We start from the raw sequence: 19113 nt of genomic DNA, 5'->3' as shown, positions 1-19113 counted from the left end.
GATTCTTTAATCAGCACGGCCGTCATCAGGCAAGTGATGACCGCAACAATAATGCCAGAAACAATTAACCAAGGGAGCATAGCCTTACTTCCATCTATAGCGCTAAAAGAGGCCACATTGAATATTTTTTACATACTGCCATCAATAGCAAATATATATGATGAAATGGCTATTAACAGATGGATACAAAAGCGGAATTAAATCCCGTTAACACAATGTTAAATGGGACAAAAAAGCGCCGATTAGGGCGCTTTTTTACATTTAGTAACAGGTATGTCTGTCCGCTCAGATTTTGGCCGGCAGGGCCAGGGTTAATCCTTCTTTCGATAAGCGGGCGGCAGCGGCTTTATCGTTCAGAGCTTCCAGTACCTCGACCAGATAACCGTAATCGGCGACTGTCGGGTGCAGTTCAATCGCCCGCTCAAGGTGGGTACGGGCTTCCTTGGGCTTGCCGTCACGCAGATACAATTGCCCCAGCGCACTATGGGTGGCGGCATTATTACTGTCGTATTTCAGCAAATCCTGCAGGGTCACAATGGCGGGGTGATAATCGGTCAGTTTCAGGGTTGGCATCAGGCTGATCAGACGAGAGTCGATCTTCTTACGCAGGGCTTCACGCAGTATGGTGTAGCCTTCGCTGTCGGCGTTGCGAGCGCACATCTCCCGCACGAAGCAGGCAACCAGCTCAGGATTCTGCTTGGCTTTACGGCTCAGGCTGTTCCAGTGTCCCATCAGGCCATCGCTGCCGCTGTGCTGGCTGATCTGTGCCATTAAGCCGCATTCGGCCTGTTCTTCTAATTGATCCAATTGCTCATCGCTGAGGTTGCCGTACTTTTTCAGCGGCGTAATCAGACCCAGCAGGGCTGGCCAGTCTTCCAGCTGGACATAGCATTGTTTCAGCAGGTCCAGTAACAGCGGATTACGCGGATGGCTGCTTTTCATCTCCTGCAGCGTGGCGACCGCTTCTTCATATTGATGCTGCTGGCACTGCAGTCTGGCCCGGGTCAGTGCCACTGCCAGGCTGTCGCTGTCCTGTTCGGCGGCCAGGCGCAGATATTCGTCACGCTGATGCAGTTGGCCCTGTCCCTGTGCGGCTTCCGCGGCGGCAAGATAGTTCAGGAGCGGGGTGTCGCTGTGATTGGCCGATTTGACGACCAGCTTTTCCGCTTGTTTCCAGTCCCCTTCCAGGACCTTGACCAGACCGCTGGAGGTCAGCTCACGTGCTTTGCGGGTCTTGCGACCAGAGAACCAGCCGCGGGTGACACTGCTCAGGGACAGCAGCCACTTGAGCAGATGCTCCAGCAGAAAAAAAGCACCGAAAAGCAGGATCACCAGCAAGATCAGTGTGGTCAGGCTCATTTCCAGGGTTTGGTTGGCGGCGGAGATCAGCACATAGCCCTGGTTGCCGGCCAGCATCGGGCCGACAACGATGCCGGCGATCAGCGCGGCGACCAGCAGGAGAAGTTTAATCATGCCGGATCCTCCTCAGTCTTGACGGGAGCGATCTGTTGCCGCAGACGCTGATTGACCAGATCCGCTAACAGCGAAGGGGATTTCAGTTTGTCCGGATAGCTGGCTTCAATGTTCTGACCGGCCATCTCATTGAGGCCTTTAATGAAGCTCTGCGTTTTCACATCGTCCGTATTGTAGAACTGGCTGGCCCAGTCTTTGGCCATGGTCAGCGACTGGGTGTACAGCTCACCTTGTTCGCGGTACACCGCTTTAATCGCGGTTTCCAGCTTGGATTTAATGTTTTCCTGCAGGTAGAAATTCTGCTCCGGGGACAAGAGCGGAATGACATTGCCATCGCGCTTGCGGTAAGTCACAAAGTGTTCGCTGAACTGCTTCAGCGAAGTCATCAGATTCGACTGCCAGTCAGAGACAGAGTCGCTGACGGTTTCACGCTGCGGCTGTTCCAGAGATTCAGGCACAATCGCGTTGGCGAGCGGTAAACCGGCCACCATCTCCTGCAGGCTGGTCAGGCGGAGTACGATCCCGTCACGGTCAATGCGGGCCACGGCCTTGAGGGTGGTGATGTCATCATTCATCGCACTGCGCAGTGCTGTCAGGCTGGGGTCATTGAGCTGGGCAAGGCGGTTATCGGCGGTTTCCAGCAATACGGTGGCACTGGCTACATCGTGCTCCAGCCAAAGTTTACGTCCCGCCATACGGGTCAGGTAATCGGCTTCGGCCAGTAACCAGTCATTCGGTCGACGGCCTTTCACTTCCGACATTGCCAGTTGCAGGCCTTTGATGTCATTGGTCTGCTGTTCCAGCTTGCCTGAAGCGCTGAGTAAGCGCTGATCAACCTCGCTTCTGACATCCTGGCTCGTCTTCGTCAGCTCGCTTTTCAGATTGCTGAGCTCGGCTTTCAGCGCAGTCACCTGGGCTAACTGCGCACGGTTTTGCTGGTGGCCGTGATAATACAGGCCGGCACCCAAGAGGATAACCAGTGCGATGGCGACCCAACCTGTTTTGCTGCCTTTGCCGGATTCGGCGGGGGCCGCAGGTTGACTGGCGGCAGACGATTCAGGGGGCGTGCCGGCAGTGTGTGGCGTTTCCTTGGCCTTGGAAGAGGCATCAGACTGCTTGTCTGTCTTAGGGGTATCGTTATTGGTTTTCTTCTCAGTCATCCGTTTATCCCGTTGTGCCTGTTGTATTTAGTGTAGCAAGCAGTGTGGCATTGCTGGCACTGCCCACAGTTGTGATATGGCAAAAGCCAATGTCCCTGGCCTGATTGGCAATGCGCTCGCTGGGGACCAGCAAGTGGCAGGCTATCAGCCATGGCTTTGCCTGCGCCGGTATTAACCGGTACAGGTATTCCAGTTGCTGACCACTGGTGACCACCAGTGAGTCCACACCCTGTTGTTGCCACTGCCGGCTCAAAACAGCGCCATTGAGTGCCAGCCAGTGTCGGGCATAAGTTTCACAGTAAGCGACACTGGCCTGACGTTCGGTCAGTGTCTCGAAAATCAGTTCGCGGCCGCCGTTGCCGCGTAATATCAGTACCTTTCGCCCTGCCGGGTTCATCAGCACCGGCAGGGCCAGCAGCCCTTCACTGTCTTCCTGCTGCGGGGCATCGACATGCTGACCACAGGCCGCTGCCACCGCGGCGGCGGTTTGCTGACCGACGGCGAGATAATGTATTCCGTCAGGCCAGCAAATCCCTTTTTCTGTCAGGTAAGTATGTGCCATTTTTACCGCGTGGGGGCTGACAGCAATAAGACAATCGCCTTTTTTCAGTCTGGCGAGCTGATCACCCAGCGTCAGCAGGCCGGCACCCGGTGCGATGGTCAGCAGTGGCTGAACCAGCGCCTGAATGCCTTTTGTGGCCAATGCCTGTGCCAGTGCCTCGCCGTGCGGGGCAGGTCGGGTGATCAGGACGGTCATTCGGCCTCGTCGTACAGGCGGGTCAGTATCTCGCGTGCCCCGCGATCGAGCAGTTCTTCGGCCAGCTGGGTGCCCAGACGTTCTGCATCCGCGAGCGGTCCGCGAATTTCACCGGCGACAATCTGGCTGCCATCCGGCTCACCCACCAGCGCGCGCAGCCAGATTTGATCGCCTTCCAGTTCGGCATAGCTGCCGATAGGCACCTGACAGCCGCCTTCCAGTCGGTTGTTCATTGCTCGTTCGCACAGCACACGGGTGGTGGTACTGGTATCACTCAAAGCCGCCAGCAGGCCCCGGATGCGGGTATCGTCCAGGCGACATTCAATGCCGACGGCGCCCTGACCAACTGCTGGCAGGCTGATCTCAGGGGCGAGGGCGCAGCGGATGCGGTCTTCCATTTTCAGGCGCTTTAATCCGGCGCAGGCCAGCACGATGGCGTCGTATTCGCCTTCGTCCAGCTTGCGCAGCCGGGTCGCCACGTTGCCGCGCAGGGTTTTAATCTGCAGATCCGGGCGACTGGCCAGCAGCTGGCACTGACGACGCAGGCTGGAGGTGCCGACGATGGCGCCCTGTGGCAGCGCGTCCAGATCGGCGTAGTGATTGGACACGAACGCATCGCGCGGATCTTCACGCTCACAGATGGTGACCAGGCCGAGGCCTTCGGGAAACTCGACCGGGACATCTTTCATTGAATGCACGGCGATATCGGCGCGGCCTTCCAGCATGGCCTGCTCCAGTTCTTTGACAAACAACCCCTTGCCACCCACCTTGGCCAGTGGGGTATCAAGAATAATGTCGCCTTTGGTAACCATAGGAACCAGTTCGACAATAATGCCAGGGTGGGCCTGCTCCAGAGCGGCCTTAACATATTCCGCCTGCCATAGGGCGAGTGGGCTTTTTCGGGTTGCGATCCGGATTGGCATCTCAGTCATAGCTTGGGGGTCCATCTAATTGCTTTAAATATACTAATCGTACCACTCCGATACGGGTAAGGTAATCTAGATGTTGCGGCCGGTGCGGTGAAGCGCATTTGTCCGGTTCTGTGATATCGCTTATGGGAGATAGGTCACATTCGTGAATGTGATCTGTATTCCAAAGTACAGGGTGCTGGCGATTTCAAACCATTGTACTATTTTGTGGTGATACTAAATGGAATTGAGTACGACGGATCAGGCTGAGGCGCTGGCAGACTGCGCAGGCTTTACGGCATGCCTGAAAAGTGTTAGATTGATCACGTTTTTGCTCACGAATGGCTCACAGAGTCCCCTAACGATGACAAGATTCGGGCCGCTCTGGATGCTGGTAGCTCTTGGAAGAGTAATTTGCAAAATTATATAAATACCTTAATTGGCAGGTTGGATAAGCATAACCACCGTCGGGTTGAACGTGCGCGTCTTGCCATGAACGCACAATCTGAGCAGGTGTTCAGTGTGCTGCCTGTGCTGTTGCATGTGAACCATCCCGCCTTGCCTGGCTACCAGGATGCCGAGGTACCGCAAGGTATTGCGTCATTTGTCCCGACGCCACGTCAGTCTACCCTGATCCGTGAGCATTTTGCTTTCGATCTTCCCGCTGCTTTTTTTCATGACTCGCCCGATGGTGACATTCTGGGTTTATACGCGATGGGCAGCACCTCGTCGCTGGGCCAGAGCCTGACCAGTGATCTGGATATCTGGGTCTGTATCCGCACCCGCATGCCTGTCGATGAGCGTGAAGCGCTGCTGACCAAGTGTAAAGCCGTGTCCGGCTGGGCGCAGTCACAAGGCGTGGAAGCGAACTTTTTTCTGATCGACGATAACCGTTTTCGCCATAACCGCTCGGAAGCCCTGAGCGGGGATAACTGTGGTTCCAGTCAGCATTTGCTGTTGCTGGATGAATTCTACCGCTCGGCTGTGCATCTGGCAGGGCAGCGTTTCCTGTGGTATCTGGTGCCGCCGGAAATGGAAGAGTGTTATGACGATTATGTCGCTTATCTGGCGGCCAATGGTTATATCAATCGCGATGAGTGGATTGATTTTGGCGGCCTTTGCCGCATTCCGGCCGAAGAATATTTCGGCTCCAGCCTGTGGCATCTGTATAAAAGTATCGACTCTCCCTATAAATCGGTTCTGAAAGCCATTTTGCTGGAAGCTTATTCCTGTGAGTATCCCCACACGCAACTGTTGAGCGTGGACGGCAAGCGGCGCTTTTTCTCCGAGCAGTCGTCGCACTATGCGATGGATGCCTATTACCTGATGCTGGAAAAAGTGACGCGTTATCTGGAGCGGATTCACGATCACCGCCGTCTGGATTTGGTGCGTCGCTGTTTTTATCTGAAGACCCACGAAAAACTGACCCGCGAACCCGGTATTGGCTCAGTCGCCTGGCGCCGTGAGGTGCTGGCGGAGCTGACCACTGAGTGGCAATGGTCCCGTGAGGTCATTGAAGAGCTGGATAACCGCCGCAACTGGAAGGTGGAACAGGTCAAGCGCGCTCATAATGAACTGCTTGATGCCCTGATGCTCAGTTATCGTAACCTGATCCTGTTCGCGCGCCGCAACGACATTACCTCGTCGATCAGCCCGGAAGATATCAGTATTCTGGCCCGTAAGCTGTATGCGGCGTTTGAGGTTCTGCCTGGCAAAGTGACTCTGCTTAATCCGCAGGTGTCGCCTGACTTGCACGAAGGAGATCTGACTTTTATTCAGGTGCCTGCCGGGCGGACTAATACCGCGGGCTGGTATCTGTACAAGCAGCCGCTGGATCCGTATGCCATCCTGGGTCAGCCGTCGTTAGAGCACAACCGTTACCTGAGCAAACTGGTGGCCTGGGCGTATTTCAACGGCCTGCTGACCGAAACGACCAATTTGCACACTGTGGTGCGCAATTCAGCGATGGATATCGACAAGCTGTACCAGATGGTGAGTGATATCCGCAATACCTTTTCAATCCGCCGCCCCAAGCCAGGCCTGAAGGCCTTGTCCAGCCCGTGTGAAATTCGCCAGTTGGGGATTTTCATCAACCTGGAGCAGGATCCGACGGAAGAAATGAAAAGCCGGGCGGTGAAGTTTGATTTTAAGAACACAGATATCTTCAGCTTCGGTCCTGAGCAGACCTGTCTGGTCGGCAGCGTAGATCTGATTTACCGGAACTCGTGGAATGAAGTGCGCACCCTGAACTTCAAGGGTGAAAACGCCATGCTGGATGCACTGAAAACCATTCTGAGCAAGATGCACCAGGATGCGATTTCGCCTGAGTCGGTCGATGTCTTTTGTTACAGCAAGCACATGCGCGGGATGATCCGCAACCTGGTCTATCAGCTGGTGGCTGAGTGTATTGAGATGCGCCTGATGCCGGTGGAGCAGCAGGAGAAGCAGCGCCGTTTTAAAGCGATTCGCATTGGCAGTCAGACGCACGGCCTGTTCTTTGAGCGTCGTGGGGTCTCAGTGCAGAAGCTGGAAAACTCGGTCGATTTCTATCGCTGTATTTCCAGTAATAAACTGCTGGGTACGGCCAGTGTGGTGATGGGGAAAACCGATGAGCCGCATCCGCCGTCCATTGTTGATGCTTACGCCAGCGAGGGTCTGATTCAGTTCTTCTTTGAAGACTGTGAAAACCACGGTTTCAATATTTATATTCTTGATGAAACCAACCGGATTGAAGTTTACCGCCAGTGCAGCGGCAACATGGATGAAATGGTTCATGGCGTGAACCGTTTTTATACTTCGGCGCAGGACAGATTCAGCTACAGCTCGAATTTTATTAATTTTAACCTGCCGCAGTTCTACCATATCGTCTATGGCCCTGAGGGAGAGTGTCAGGTGCTGCCTTACAAGAGCGGCTATCAGGCAGAGCGACGGCTGGCTGCCGACAATGAAGCCAATGCTGCGAATGTCAATGCGGAAGAGGCCGGCAAAGGCGGCCAGATGAGTTTGTCTTAAGGCTACACGCCTATTCGGGCTTGGGTTATCCGGCGCCGCAGAGGGATGTCTCTGCGGCGCCGGAATCGTTTTTACCAGTCGACACTTTCTTCTGCGTGTACTGAGCACTCGCGCTTAATCAGGGCAATCAGCTCTTCACCGCTGCGGGTGCAGCGCCAGATCCCGTCGTTATATTTAAAATGATACCCGCCTGATTTGGACGCCACCCAGATTTCATGCAGCGGCTCCTGGCGGTTGATGACGATCTGGCTGCGGTTTTCAAACTCCAGTGTCAGTACATTACCTGTGGTTTCATATTCGATGTCTGCACCGGATTGATCGATGCCTTCCTCGATATGCATCAGTACCTGATCAGCCAGTTTATGAAATTCAGTATCGTTCATCCTGTAAGTCCTATTGCTTTTCCTAGTGTGGGTGCGATTATAGAGGGCATTGCAATCATTATCACTGGCTTTAAAAATGCGTACAGGTTTTATAGCAACATTTATTCTGACAGTACTGACATTGGCAGGCTGCGGCCAGAGCGGTCCGCTGTATATGCCTGCCGATGATAGCGAACAGACAGAGCAAACCCAATAACCGCGGCCATAACAGGGAAGAGACCACATTGGATTATTTTAATTATCAGCAAGACGGCCAGCTCTACGCTGAAGATATCGCAGTAACTGACCTGGCTGAACGTTTTGGCACGCCGCTTTATGTTTATTCACGTGCGACCCTGGAGCGCCACTGGCGTGCGTTTGACAGTGCGGTGGCCGATCACCCGCACCTGATCTGTTACGCGGTGAAAGCCAATTCCAACCTGGGTGTATTAAATGTTCTGGCCCGGCTGGGTTCCGGGTTTGATATTGTCTCTGTCGGTGAGCTGGAGCGCGTGATTGCCGCCGGCGGGGATGCCAGTAAGGTTGTGTTCTCCGGTGTCGGTAAAACCGCCGCGGAAATGCGCCGGGCACTCGAACTGGAGATCAAGTGCTTTAATGTGGAATCAGAGCCTGAGTTGGAGCGCCTGAATCAGGTGGCCGCAGAGATGGGCAAAGTGGCGTCTGTGTCGCTGCGCATCAACCCGGATGTGGATGCCAAGACGCACCCGTACATTTCTACCGGTCTGCGCGACAACAAGTTTGGTATTGCCTTTGACCGTGCCCCGGAAGTGTATCGTCTGGCGCACAGCCTGCCGAATCTCAATGTGATTGGCATGGACTGTCATATCGGCTCGCAGCTCACTGAGCTGACGCCTTTCATTGATGCCACCGATCGCCTGCTGGCGCTGATTGATACCCTGAAAGCGGAAGGCATCGTGATCCGCCATCTGGATGTCGGCGGCGGCCTGGGCGTGACCTACAACGATGAGCAGCCGCCACTGCCTTCCGATTACGCGAAAGCGCTGCTGGAGCGACTGGAAAATCACATGGATCTCGAGCTGATTTTTGAGCCGGGCCGTGCGATTGCCGCCAATGCCGGTATATTGGTCACCCGGGTGGAGTACCTCAAGCATACTGAGCACAAAAATTTTGCCATCGTTGATGCCGCCATGAACGATCTGATCCGTCCGACGCTGTATCACGCCTGGCAGGCGATCGTGCCGGTCGTCCCGCGTGACGGCGAGCCGATGGAGTATGACTTTGTCGGCCCGATTTGTGAAACCGGTGACTACATCGGCAAAGAGCGCCTGTTGAAACTGGAACAAGGCGATCTGGTCGCTGTGCGTTCTGCCGGCGCTTACGGGTTTGTGATGTCCTCCAACTACAACACCCGTCCGCGAGTGGCGGAAATCATGGTGGATGGCGATCAGGCGCATGTGGTGCGCGAACGTGAAACACTGAGCCAGTTGTGGCAGTCTGAGCGCCTGTTGCCTTAATCCATAGCGAGAGAACGCCGATGCAGTTTCAATTTTCTAAGATGCATGGTTTGGGCAATGATTTCATGGTTGTTGACTGTGTCACCCAGAACATCTTCTTCTCCCCGGACGCCATCAGGCGTTTGGCGGATCGGCATCGCGGGGTGGGTTTTGATCAGCTTCTGGTCGTTGAGCCGCCTTATGATCCCGAGACGGATTTTCACTACCGTATTTTTAATGCTGATGGCAGCGAAGTGTCGCAGTGCGGTAACGGAGCCCGTTGTTTTGCCCGTTTTGTTTCCATGAAAGGGCTGACCAATAAGTACCGTATCGCGGTCAGTACCAAGTCGGGCAAGATGGTGCTGCAACTGGAGAACGACAATCAGGTGACGGTCAACATGGGCGTTCCTGAGTTTACGCCGGAAAAAATTCCGTTTAAGGCCAAACAGGAAGAGAAAACCTACATCCTGCGCGCGGCAGATCACACCGTATTCTGTGGTGCTGCCAGTATGGGCAACCCGCACTGTGTCACTGTGGTGGAGGATGTCGATACGGCAGATGTCGAAACGCTCGGCCCGTTACTGGAAAGCCATGAACGTTTTCCTGAGCGGGTCAATGTCGGCTTCATGCAGGTGATGTCGCGTTCCGCCGTCCGCCTGCGGGTCTATGAACGCGGCGCCGGCGAAACCCAGGCCTGTGGCAGCGGCGCCTGTGCTGCGGTTGCGATTGGTCAGCGACAGGGCTTGCTCGACACCCATGTGACTGTAACGCTGCCCGGCGGTGACTTACAGATTCGCTGGGCTGGCGATGGTCAGCCGCTGTATATGACCGGGCCTGTTGCGCATGTGTTCGATGGCCAGATCACGCTCTGACGTGTGGCAAGTTGCCGGTGGGGCTGTGTTGGCCCCATCGCGCCTAACCAAATCTTCAAGTGATGACTGAGATGACCCAACTGACCCAACGCCCTGCGGATGAAGAGAGCACGCTGCCAAGTCCGCAGGCGATTGTGGCGTTTTTAACTGAAAATCCTGATTTTTTCATCGGCCAACCTGAGCTGCTGGAGCAGCTCAGGTTGCCCCATGCCGAACGCGGCGCGGTCTCGCTGGTGGAGCGCCAGATGGAGCGGCTGCGCCATAAGGTGGCGGAGCTGGAAAAGCAGATTGAGACCATGATGTCTGTCGCTGCGGACAACAGCGCCTTGTTTTCGACCTTTGCCCGCGCCCAGCAGCAATTGTTTCAGACCCACAATATTTATCAGGCGCTGAGCGTGCTGACTGCGCTGGCCACTGAGCTGGATTTACGGGTCAGCGTGCGTCTGTTCGACAGTATGGATCCCGATTTGTCTCTGAGCCGTCAGGCTTTCGAGGGCTTCCGGCGTGCCCGGCTGAATTCGCAGGACATGTATCTGGGCCGTCTGCGCAGTGCCGAAAGCGACATGTTATTCGAGCAGCCCCCGCAATTGGGATCCTTTATTGTGCTTAAACTGGGAGAGTCGGAGCGTCCGGACGGCATCCTGAGTTTTGCCAGCCGGGACGGCGGCCATTTCCAGCCTGACATGGACACCCTGTTCGTGACACAACTCGCCAATGTGCTGGGGCGCCTGATCCGGCACTGGGAATACAGCCGCGAGGTGATTGAGTGAGTTTGCCGGCCAGTCTGACCCGTTCGCTTGACCGCTTTTACGAGTACCTGCGCAGTGAGCGGGAGCTGAGCCTGCACACCCAGCAGAACTACAAGCGTCAGCTCACCACAGTGGCTGAGCAATTGCTCGAACTGGGGGTGTCCGACTGGCACGCTTTAGATGCCGGTTGGGTGCGTCAGGTGGCGAGCAAAGGCATGCGCGACGGCCTGAAAGCCAGCAGTCTGGCGATGCGGCTATCCGCACTGCGCAGTTTTCTGGATTATCTGGTCCATCAGGGAGAGCTGAAGGCCAATCCGGCCAAAGGGGTCTCTGCCCCGCGCAAATCCCGGCCACTGCCGAAAAACCTTGATGTCGATGAGATGGATCAGCTGCTCAGCGTTAACGAGAATGATCCCTTGTCGGTCCGGGATCGGGCCATGATGGAGCTCATGTATGGCGCGGGTCTGCGTCTGTCGGAGCTGGTCGGACTCAACGTGAAAGATATCAGCCTGAGTAAGGGCGATTTGCGGGTGATCGGTAAAGGGGATAAAGAACGCATTGTCCCCTTTGCCGGCCTGGCCCGGGAATGGGTCGGCATCTGGCTGAAAATGCGCGGACAACTGGCCGCTCCCGGCGAGCCGGCATTGTTTGTGTCTAAGCTGGGCCAGCGTATCTCCAACCGGAACGTACAGAAACGTATGGCCGAGTGGGGCCAGAAGCAGGCAGTGTCCAGCCATATTAATCCGCACAAGCTGCGCCACAGCTTTGCCACCCATATGCTCGAATCCAGTGGTGATCTGCGCGCGGTGCAGGAGCTGCTGGGTCACGCCAATCTCAGTACCACGCAAATCTACACCCATTTGGATTTTCAGCATTTAGCCAAGGTGTATGATCAGGCACATCCGCGTGCCAAAAAGACCAAATAAGGAGCCGGTATCATGCAGTTTTACCGCAGTTTTCGTTCACCCAAAGCGCTGACCTTCGATCTGGACGATACCCTGTATGATAACCACCCGGTGATCCTGCGCGCCGAACAGGCCATGTATGACTGGCTGGCCGCCGCGCACCCGGCGACCGATGTTCTGACGCCTGCTGACTGGCAGTGCCTTAAATATCAGTTGGCCAAAGAGAACCCGATGCTGCGCCATGACGTGACTGAATGGCGACGGGTCATGCTGCGTACCGGTCTGATCCAGCTTGGCTATTCGCGCCGTCAGGCCGCTGAGGCCACGGAAGAAGGCTTGCATCTGGTGTTAAGGGTCCGAAATCAGGTCGATGTACCTGAGATCACGCATGACGTGCTCAGCGAGCTGGCACAGCGGGTGCCGCTGCTGGCGATCACTAACGGCAATGTGGACGCGGATAAAATCGGTCTGGGTCAGTATTTCTCCCGGGTGCTGGTGGCCGGGCGTGACGGCCTGTCCAAACCGGAGCCGGATTTATTTGTCCAGGCTCAGGCTTTGTTGGGGGTCGCACCGGCAGATATCCTGCATGTCGGCGATCATCTGATCAGCGATGTGGGCGGCGCCCGGCGCAGCGGTTTTCAAGCCTGCTGGTTCAATGATCAGTCCCGCCAGATGCATCAGGAAACCAAAGCCAGATGGCTGCCGGAGGTCGAAATCCACGCACTGGAGCAGCTGTTGTTACTGGTGTGAAGCTATTCCAGCAGGCGGCTGGGCCGTCGTGCCAGACCGGACAGATGATCCAGCGAGACCAGTCCCGCGCCCCAGAACACATTCACCAGCAGCATCATGCCCCACAGCTGGTGGTCAAAAAAGCCCTTCTCCCACAGCAGCGGATAGGACACCACAGCGATGATGTTGAAGACAAACAGCAGCAGCGCCATCGGCCGGGTCAGCAGACCCAGTACCAGAAACACCGGCACGATCAGCTCTGTTGCTGTACCCAGATAGGCGGCCATCCGCCAGGGCAGCAGGGGAACCTGATATTCATATTCAAACAGATACAGGGTGCTGTCCCAGCTCTGGTATTTGATCATGCCTGAGCTGAAAAAAATCCAGGCGACCCAAAGGCGGGTGAATAACAACAGCAAGGGCGTCAGCGGCGCCAGCAGACGGCTGAACCGGGTATCAAGATCTTTAATCAGGTAGAGCATGTCAGCCTCCTGCTCTTCAGTGCCGCGCTGAGGTGGCGTTGCCACTGAAGTGCTGAATCTTTTGATTACATATCATCAGCATAGTGGATATCAGAAAAAACCTGTGCTGCAATCAGCTCCCCCAGCACGGCCAGCATCTCCTGGCTGGCTTGCCCCAGTGGCTGATGTTGCCGCGCCAGCTGCACCAGTGCGGTTCCTGCCGGCGTGGTGGCGATCACGGCCGGTCCGGGCAGCACGATTGCAGATTCATTCGTCTCGATGTTCAATCCGTCCAGCTGATCATCGCGGATGGCCAGCCACAGCGAGGCAACCGCATAATCGCTGTCCAGTAACCAGCAGGCAGGCTGAGGGAGTAATCTGGCCTCCGCCAGACGCTGCGCTGTCAGCCCCTGTAGTTTTTCGAGCGGAAACGGCGCCAGAGCCGCATCGTATAGTGATGCCCGATCGACCAGCCACTCTAAGGCCGCCAGGTCAGCCAGATACGGCACTGCATCAGTCAGTGATGGCTGAGCACAAATCGTTTGATCAAACCCGCCGCCATAATGGCTGACATCACCCTGCTCCAACGGTGTGGTCAGAATATGCTGGCGGGCCAGCGCCGCAAAACACGCTTCCCCCACCACGGCTTTGACGGCCGGATAGGTGGCTTCCAGCACCTCGCTCAGGCTGATGACAAAGTTGTTGCGGTAGATTTGCAGCCGTTGTTCGGGGCTGAAATGATTGCCGGTGATCAGGCTGGCGACATCGCTTGGCCGGTATTGTAAGGCCTGGGCAAAATTGGTCTGCAGGGTGGCCAGATCAGGCACGTCGTTGTTCATGCTCGTCTCCGCCAGGGTGGATTTCACGCAGAATCTGGCGGGCCTTGTCGGCTTCGCCTAGCAGCACTTCGAGCGGGGGAATGTCGAGGTCCCATTCAATCAGGGTTGGCACTGAACCGTGCGCTTGCACCCAGTCCCGGTACAATTGCCACACGGGTTCGCTGACCGGGCGGCTGTGGGTATCAATCCAGATCTCGCCTTCATCGAGGGATTTGACGGTAAAACCTGCCAGATGGATTTCTTTGACGGCGTCAGGGTTCAGCGCTGCCAGATAGGTGGCGCAGTCAAAGCCGTGATTGAAACTGCTGACATAGATGTTATTGAGGTCCAGCAGCAAGCCGCAGCCGGTGCGTTGTTGAACCAGAGCCAGAAACTCCCACTCGGAGTAAGCGGCATGGCTGAAACTGAGATAGCTGGACGGATTTTCAAGCAGTAACTGGCGTCCCAGCGTCTCCTGGACCTGATGGATTTTGTCGCACACCAGATGCAATGCTTGTTCTGTGTAGGGGATGGGCAGCAAATCGTTGAAATACTGACCGTTGATTGAACTCCAGCTTAAATGGTCAGACACGGCGATGGGCGCAATGTCGTCGATCAGGCGTTTGAGCTGAGCCAGGTGACGAATATCCAGCGGATCAGCCGAGCCCAGTGACAGGCCGATTCCGTGGCAGCTGATCGGGGTACGCTCAGCGATGCGGTTCAGGCTGTGGCGCGACGGGCTGTCGGGGTGGAAATAGTTTTCGCTGTGAATTTCCAGCCAGCCGACTTCAGGCGGGTCCATGGCGGCAAACTGACTCAGGTGGGGCGCTCGCAGGCCAACCCCCACCTGTTGAAAAGCATGATCTTGTCTCATGGTTAGCTGCTTTGCGTGCTGCCGCCTGCCAGACGATCACACAGGCCTTTGGGCACCATGATAAAGGCGTCTTTCTGAGCATCGGTTTTGGCGGTGCCGGCACAGGAGCCGGTTTTGGTGGCGCAGTCATTTTTACCGGCTTTGGCAACGCCGTAGCATTTCTCTTTGGCCTCGGCGGCAGTGGCTGGCGCTGAGAGGGTGCCGGCCAGAATTAACAGACCGGAGACGGCGCTGGCTAAGGCTAAGTGGCTCTTGTTCATCATCATTCCTCTTTCCGTTGTCAGTGAGATGTTGCGGTGAACGAACGTCATTACTGCCTGTCGGTCCAGCCCTTTGCGGCTTATGTGCAGCGTAGACGCTCTTATAAAGACTAGAAAGGTGCGGGCGTGGATAAATTTCACCCACACTGTGTTTTTTCGTGAGGAGATACAGCGATGCCCCTGATACAGGCGGTGTACAAAGAAGCGACAGACAGGGCAGGCATTCTCTGGCTGAGCTGTTATAATCACCGCCAGTGTATAAATAACCAGTAGAAAGGCGATGGACGTTTCACTCTTGTTAGATGGTCTGAATGACAAACAGCGCGAAGCGGTGTCGGCACCGCTGGGGAACCATTTGGTACTTGCCGGCGCCGGCAGTGGTAAAACACGGGTGCTGGTGCACCGGATCGCCTGGTTGCTGCGGGTCGAAGAAGCCTCACCTTTCTCACTGATGTCGGTGACATTTACCAACAAAGCTGCGGCAGAGATGCGCGGCCGCATTAATGCGCTGATGCAGGGCAGCTGCGCCGGGATGTGGAACGGGACCTTTCACGGCCTGAGCCACCGCATGCTGCGTGCCCATTATCTCGATGCCAAGCTGCCGGAAGATTTCAATATCATTGACTCGGATGATCAGATGCGCCTGCTGCGCCGTCTGATCAAAGCTCAGAATCTGGATGAAAAGCAATGGCCGGCCCGTCAGGCGGCCTGGTATATCAATGGCAAGAAAGACGAAGGACTGCGCCCGTCCCATGTCGAAACCTTCAACGATCCGGTTGAGCAAACCTGGCTGCGGCTCTATAGCGCCTATCAGGAAGCCTGCGATCGCGCCGGCCTGGTCGATTTTGCCGAATTGCTGCTGCGTTCGTTTGAATTACTGAAACATAACAAGCACATCCGGGAGCACTATCAGGCCCGCTTCAAGCACATCCTGGTGGATGAGTTTCAGGACACCAACAACATTCAGTTTGCCTGGCTGCGGCTGATGGCCGGACCGGAATGCCATGTGATGATCGTCGGGGACGATGACCAGTCGATTTATGGCTGGCGCGGTGCCAAGGTTGAAAATATCCAGCGCTTCCTGCGTGAGTTTGCCAGCCCCTCCAGTATTTTTCTGGAGCAGAACTACCGTTCGACCGGCAATATTCTGCAGGCTGCGAATGCCCTGATTGCCCATAACAATGAGCGGATGGGCAAGAATCTGTGGACCGACGGCAGTGAAGGGGAAAAGATTTCCGTCTACTCGGCTTTTAACGAGCTGGATGAAGCCCGGTTTGTGGTCGGGAAGATCAAAAGCTGGCAGGACAGTGGCGGCGCCCTCAATGACACCGCCATGCTGTATCGCAGCAATGCCCAGTCGCGGGTGCTGGAAGAAGCGTTAATTCAGGCGGGGATGCCGTACCGGATTTATGGCGGCATGCGTTTCTTCGAACGGCAGGAAATCAAAGATGCCCTGTCGTACCTGCGTTTGATCTCGAACCGCAATGATGACGCCTCGTTTGAGCGGGTAGTCAATACTCCGGCTCGGGGGCTGGGCGAGCGCACTCTGGATACCATCCGTATGGCGGCCCGGGATCGCGGGATTACGATGTGGCAGGCCAGTGTTGAGTTGCTTGACGAAAAAGTGCTGGCAGGGCGGGCGGCCAATTCACTGCGCCGTTTTGTCGAGCTGGTCAATGCGCTGGAAGACGATACCCGTGATATGCCGCTGTATCAGCAGACCGATGAAACCATTCGTGCATCGGGCCTGCGCGCCATGTACGAGCAGGAAAAAGGCGAGAAAGCTCAGGCGCGGATTGAAAACCTGGAAGAGCTGGTGACCGCCACCCGGCAGTTTGAAGTGCCGGAAGAAGCGCAGGAAATGAGCCCGCTGGCGGCCTTTTTGTCCCATGCCGCGCTGGAAGCCGGTGAAGGGCAGGCCGATGAATTCGATGATGCCGTGCAGCTGATGACCTTGCACAGTGCCAAAGGGCTGGAATTTCCCGTGGTGTTTATGGTGGGGGTGGAAGAGGGCATGTTCCCAAGTTTTCGTACCTCCGAAGAGCATGGTCGCCTCGAAGAAGAACGCCGTCTGTGCTATGTCGGGATGACGCGGGCGATGGAAAAGTTGTATATCACCCATGCTGAAATGCGGCGTTTGTACGGCAAGGACAATTTCCATAAAGTGTCGCGCTTTGTCCGGGAAATCCCGGAAGAGTTTATCGAAGAAGTGCGGATGAAAGCGCAGGTGTCGCGTCCGTCCACCGGTGGCCGCTTCAGCCAGAGCCAGATCAACGATAATTTTAATCAGACCGGTTTTAATCTGGGCCAGCGGGTCCAGCACCCCAAATTCGGCGAAGGGACCATCATTAATTTTGAAGGCAGCGGCGCCCAGAGCCGGGTTCAGGTGGCTTTCAACGGGGAAGGGATCAAGTGGCTGGTGACTCAGTACGCCAAGCTGGAAGCTATGTAAATTCTCATTGATGGCTTGAAAAAACGCGCCGCTCTCCTGAGGAGGCGGCGCGTTTTTGATCCTGACTGATGAGATAGGGTCGCTTACTGCGCGACCACTTTGCCTTCCCGGCGCGGGTCGGCGGCGCCGTTGAGCTGACCGCGGAACAGGCCGATTGCCTGGACACCTGAGTTGAGCGGCTTGATCTGAACCTCAAAGCCCAGTTTTTCCAGCTCCGGCGCCCAGCGCTCTGCACTGGTGCCCTGCTCCAGCTCGAACGGACCAAAACGGTTGTTCATGTTCGGCAAATCCACTGCTTGTTGCAGGCTCAGACCCCAGTCGAGATGGGCGATCAGGGTTTTGGCGACATAACCGATGATCTGGCTGCCGCCCGGCGAGCCGATGGCCACGACCGGCTGGTCGTCTTTCATCACTATGGTCGGTGCCATGGACGAGCGTGGCCGTTTGCCGGGTTCGACCCGGTTGGCAATCGGGATGCCATGGTCATGCGTGCTGAAAGAGAAGTCGGTCAGCTCATTGTTGAGCAGAAATCCGCGTACCATCAGGCGGGAGCCAAAGCCGTTCTCGATCGTGGTGGTCATCGACAGCACGTTCCTGTCTTTATCGACAATCACCAGATGGCTGGTGGAAGGCAGTTCAAGCGCGTTGTCCTGACCATAATTCACGGCGTGTGACCAGGGCGGCAATCCCGCACTCACTTCTTGCAGTGCCTGGCTGCTTTTCAGCAGGCCGGCGCGCTGGCTGAGGTAATCTTTGTCTAACAGTCCCTCGGTCGGCATCGGGACATAATCGCTGTCGGCCATATAGCGGCCACGGTCAGCAAAGGCCAGACGGGATGCATCGCCAATCAAATGCCAGCTCAGGGCTTTTTGCGGCCCCAGCTCTTTCATCGGGAAGTGGCTCAGCATTCCCAGGATCTGACCCAGCGTCAGCGCCCCGGAACTGGGCGGGCCCATACCGCACACTTCATACTGGCGATACGGCGCGCAGACCGCCGGGCGTTCTTTGACCTGATAGGTGGCCAGATCCATGGTGTTGAGCACCCCGGGGTTGCCTTCCGCGGTGCGCACGGTTCTGACGATGTCTTTGGCAATCTCACCGTGATAAAAGGCACTGGCGCCGCGTTCGGCAATTTGCTGCAACGTATCGGCATAGGCTGGGTTTTTCAGGGTTTCCCCGGCTTTCAGCGCCTGCCCGTTCGGGAAGAAGTAGGCTTTGGTGGTCGACCAGCGCTGTAGGCGTTCGCTGTCTTCCTGCACTAACTGCGCCAGTCGCGGGCTGACGGTAAAGCCGTCACGGGCCAGGGTAATGGCGGGCTCAAACAGATCTTTCCAGGCCAGCTTGCCCAAACGCTGGTGGGTATGCCACATCAGTTTGACTGTGCCCGGGGTGCCGACAGAGCGGCCGCCGACCACGGCATCGTAGAAGGATAAAGGCTGGCCGTTTTCATCCTGAAACAGCTGCGGTGTGACTTCGGCCGGGGCTGTTTCCCGGCCGTCGAAGGTGGTCAGCGCTTCTTTTTGACTGTCCCAGTACACCAGAAACGCCCCGCCTCCCAGACCGGAGGATTGCGGCTCGGTCAGACCCAGCACCAGTTGTGCGGCAATCATGGCATCAATGGCATTGCCGCCTTTGGCCAGCATCGCGGCGCCGGCATCACTGGCATACGGGTTAGCGGTGGCAATCATCCACTCTTTGCCCGTGACCTGCGCGTTGCGCTGGAAGCCCGTGGCCCCTTCCGGAGCGATTTGATCTGTGGCTTGTTCGCTGTAGGCAGATGCGGAGAGCAGGGCGCAGGTCAGAGCCAGCGCAAGGGACGTCCTTTTCATGGCTTATCCTTCTGAAA

At 56.2% G+C, this 19113-nt stretch carries 18 protein-coding genes; 8 read left to right on the top strand and 10 right to left on the bottom strand.

The window, feature by feature from the left end; translation table 11 throughout:
- Positions 1 to 285 precede the first annotated feature (285 nt).
- The 4 genes from LN341_RS15130 to hemC are packed head-to-tail and all read right to left on the bottom strand — an operon-like array spanning position 286 to position 4322.
- Entirely contained in the window at positions 286 to 1473 is a 1188-nt protein-coding gene (locus LN341_RS15130; RefSeq protein WP_046221831.1) for a heme biosynthesis protein HemY, read from the bottom strand.
- Positions 1470 to 2633 carry a uroporphyrinogen-III C-methyltransferase gene (locus LN341_RS15125; protein ID WP_234203732.1) on the bottom strand — a complete coding sequence of 388 codons (1164 nt, stop codon included), beginning with the start codon at positions 2631 to 2633 and terminating at the stop codon, positions 1470 to 1472. Before LN341_RS15125 ends, LN341_RS15130 begins: the two co-directional genes overlap by 4 nt.
- A 4-nt stretch (positions 2634 to 2637) precedes the next feature.
- Positions 2638 to 3390: a uroporphyrinogen-III synthase gene (locus LN341_RS15120; protein ID WP_234203731.1), complete on the bottom strand. Its 753-nt coding sequence runs from the start codon at positions 3388 to 3390 to the stop codon at positions 2638 to 2640.
- Positions 3387 to 4322 (bottom strand): hydroxymethylbilane synthase, encoded by a 936-nt coding sequence (gene hemC, locus LN341_RS15115; RefSeq protein WP_046221890.1) that lies wholly within the window; start codon positions 4320 to 4322, stop codon positions 3387 to 3389. Before hemC ends, LN341_RS15120 begins: the two co-directional genes overlap by 4 nt.
- Before the next feature lie 390 nt (positions 4323 to 4712).
- On the opposite strand from hemC, the gene LN341_RS15110 reads away from it, so the two are divergent.
- The gene (locus tag LN341_RS15110) at positions 4713 to 7310 is read left to right on the top strand and encodes a class I adenylate cyclase (protein WP_234203730.1); all 2598 of its coding nucleotides are present in this window, start codon (positions 4713 to 4715) and stop codon (positions 7308 to 7310) included.
- Positions 7311 to 7381: 71 nt separating this feature from the next.
- Here LN341_RS15110 and cyaY read toward each other — a convergent pair whose 3' ends face one another.
- Entirely contained in the window at positions 7382 to 7693 is a 312-nt protein-coding gene (gene cyaY, locus LN341_RS15105) for an iron donor protein CyaY (protein WP_234203729.1), read from the bottom strand.
- Between the two features lie 76 nt (positions 7694 to 7769).
- On the opposite strand from cyaY, the gene LN341_RS15100 reads away from it, so the two are divergent.
- The 6 genes from LN341_RS15100 to yigB all read left to right on the top strand — a co-directional run bounded on the left by LN341_RS15100 (position 7770) and on the right by yigB (position 12423).
- Entirely contained in the window at positions 7770 to 7889 is a 120-nt protein-coding gene (locus LN341_RS15100; protein ID WP_234203728.1) for a lipoprotein, read from the top strand.
- A 28-nt stretch (positions 7890 to 7917) separates the two neighbouring features.
- Positions 7918 to 9168 (top strand): diaminopimelate decarboxylase, encoded by a 1251-nt coding sequence (lysA, locus tag LN341_RS15095; RefSeq protein ID WP_234203727.1) that lies wholly within the window; start codon positions 7918 to 7920, stop codon positions 9166 to 9168.
- A 20-nt stretch (positions 9169 to 9188) separates the two neighbouring features.
- A complete protein-coding gene (dapF, locus tag LN341_RS15090; protein WP_234203726.1) occupies positions 9189 to 10019 on the top strand; it encodes a diaminopimelate epimerase in 831 nt (276 codons plus the stop codon).
- Between the two features lie 71 nt (positions 10020 to 10090).
- Positions 10091 to 10789: a DUF484 family protein gene (locus LN341_RS15085; protein ID WP_234203725.1), complete on the top strand. Its 699-nt coding sequence runs from the start codon at positions 10091 to 10093 to the stop codon at positions 10787 to 10789.
- Positions 10786 to 11694: a tyrosine recombinase XerC gene (xerC, locus tag LN341_RS15080; protein ID WP_304622692.1), complete on the top strand. Its 909-nt coding sequence runs from the start codon at positions 10786 to 10788 to the stop codon at positions 11692 to 11694. The genes LN341_RS15085 and xerC overlap by 4 nt, the downstream gene beginning before the upstream one ends.
- Positions 11695 to 11706: 12 nt before the next feature.
- On the top strand, positions 11707 to 12423 hold the full coding sequence (yigB, locus tag LN341_RS15075; protein ID WP_234203724.1) for a 5-amino-6-(5-phospho-D-ribitylamino)uracil phosphatase YigB: 717 nt from the start codon (positions 11707 to 11709) through the stop codon (positions 12421 to 12423).
- A 2-nt stretch (positions 12424 to 12425) separates the two neighbouring features.
- Here the strand turns inward: yigB and LN341_RS15070 are convergent, their stop codons facing one another.
- The 4 genes from LN341_RS15070 to LN341_RS15055 form a co-directional block, all read right to left on the bottom strand.
- Positions 12426 to 12884, bottom strand: a complete 459-nt coding sequence (locus LN341_RS15070; protein ID WP_046221841.1) for a DoxX family protein — start codon at positions 12882 to 12884, stop codon at positions 12426 to 12428.
- A 65-nt stretch (positions 12885 to 12949) separates the two neighbouring features.
- Positions 12950 to 13702, bottom strand: a complete 753-nt coding sequence (locus LN341_RS15065) for a DNA-binding domain-containing protein (protein WP_234203723.1) — start codon at positions 13700 to 13702, stop codon at positions 12950 to 12952.
- Positions 13683 to 14555: a DUF692 domain-containing protein gene (locus LN341_RS15060; RefSeq protein ID WP_234203722.1), complete on the bottom strand. Its 873-nt coding sequence runs from the start codon at positions 14553 to 14555 to the stop codon at positions 13683 to 13685. The genes LN341_RS15065 and LN341_RS15060 overlap by 20 nt, the downstream gene beginning before the upstream one ends.
- Positions 14556 to 14557: 2 nt before the next feature.
- Entirely contained in the window at positions 14558 to 14815 is a 258-nt protein-coding gene (locus LN341_RS15055) for a DUF2282 domain-containing protein (RefSeq protein ID WP_046221891.1), read from the bottom strand.
- Between the two features lie 280 nt (positions 14816 to 15095).
- On the opposite strand from LN341_RS15055, the gene uvrD reads away from it, so the two are divergent.
- Positions 15096 to 17267 carry a DNA helicase II gene (uvrD, locus tag LN341_RS15050; RefSeq protein WP_234203721.1) on the top strand — a complete coding sequence of 724 codons (2172 nt, stop codon included), beginning with the start codon at positions 15096 to 15098 and terminating at the stop codon, positions 17265 to 17267.
- An 83-nt stretch (positions 17268 to 17350) separates the two neighbouring features.
- On the opposite strand, the gene ggt is transcribed toward uvrD, so the two are convergent.
- Positions 17351 to 19096, bottom strand: a complete 1746-nt coding sequence (gene ggt / locus LN341_RS15045; protein WP_046221845.1) for a gamma-glutamyltransferase — start codon at positions 19094 to 19096, stop codon at positions 17351 to 17353.
- Positions 19097 to 19113: the final 17 nt, after the last annotated feature.

The sequence above is a fragment of the Photobacterium sp. TLY01 genome, assembly GCF_021432065.1.
Taxonomy (GTDB): domain Bacteria; phylum Pseudomonadota; class Gammaproteobacteria; order Enterobacterales; family Vibrionaceae; genus Photobacterium; species Photobacterium halotolerans_A.
Note: the sequence above shows the minus strand (reverse complement) of the source record. Positions and strands in the feature narration are given on the sequence as shown.

Coding starts and splice junctions, on each gene's coding strand:
- dapF (WP_234203726.1), top strand. CDS start 9,189: ATGCAGTTTCAATTTTCTAAGATGCATGGTTTGGGCAATGATTTCATG.
- ggt (WP_046221845.1), bottom strand. CDS start 19,096: ATGAAAAGGACGTCCCTTGCGCTGGCTCTGACCTGCGCCCTGCTCTCC.
- LN341_RS15125 (WP_234203732.1), bottom strand. CDS start 2,633: ATGACTGAGAAGAAAACCAATAACGATACCCCTAAGACAGACAAGCAG.
- hemC (WP_046221890.1), bottom strand. CDS start 4,322: ATGACTGAGATGCCAATCCGGATCGCAACCCGAAAAAGCCCACTCGCC.
- LN341_RS15120 (WP_234203731.1), bottom strand. CDS start 3,390: ATGACCGTCCTGATCACCCGACCTGCCCCGCACGGCGAGGCACTGGCA.
- LN341_RS15100 (WP_234203728.1), top strand. CDS start 7,770: ATGCGTACAGGTTTTATAGCAACATTTATTCTGACAGTACTGACATTG.
- LN341_RS15085 (WP_234203725.1), top strand. CDS start 10,091: ATGACCCAACTGACCCAACGCCCTGCGGATGAAGAGAGCACGCTGCCA.
- LN341_RS15055 (WP_046221891.1), bottom strand. CDS start 14,815: ATGAACAAGAGCCACTTAGCCTTAGCCAGCGCCGTCTCCGGTCTGTTA.
- LN341_RS15070 (WP_046221841.1), bottom strand. CDS start 12,884: ATGCTCTACCTGATTAAAGATCTTGATACCCGGTTCAGCCGTCTGCTG.
- uvrD (WP_234203721.1), top strand. CDS start 15,096: ATGGACGTTTCACTCTTGTTAGATGGTCTGAATGACAAACAGCGCGAA.
- LN341_RS15130 (WP_046221831.1), bottom strand. CDS start 1,473: ATGATTAAACTTCTCCTGCTGGTCGCCGCGCTGATCGCCGGCATCGTT.
- LN341_RS15065 (WP_234203723.1), bottom strand. CDS start 13,702: ATGAACAACGACGTGCCTGATCTGGCCACCCTGCAGACCAATTTTGCC.
- LN341_RS15060 (WP_234203722.1), bottom strand. CDS start 14,555: ATGAGACAAGATCATGCTTTTCAACAGGTGGGGGTTGGCCTGCGAGCG.
- cyaY (WP_234203729.1), bottom strand. CDS start 7,693: ATGAACGATACTGAATTTCATAAACTGGCTGATCAGGTACTGATGCAT.
- yigB (WP_234203724.1), top strand. CDS start 11,707: ATGCAGTTTTACCGCAGTTTTCGTTCACCCAAAGCGCTGACCTTCGAT.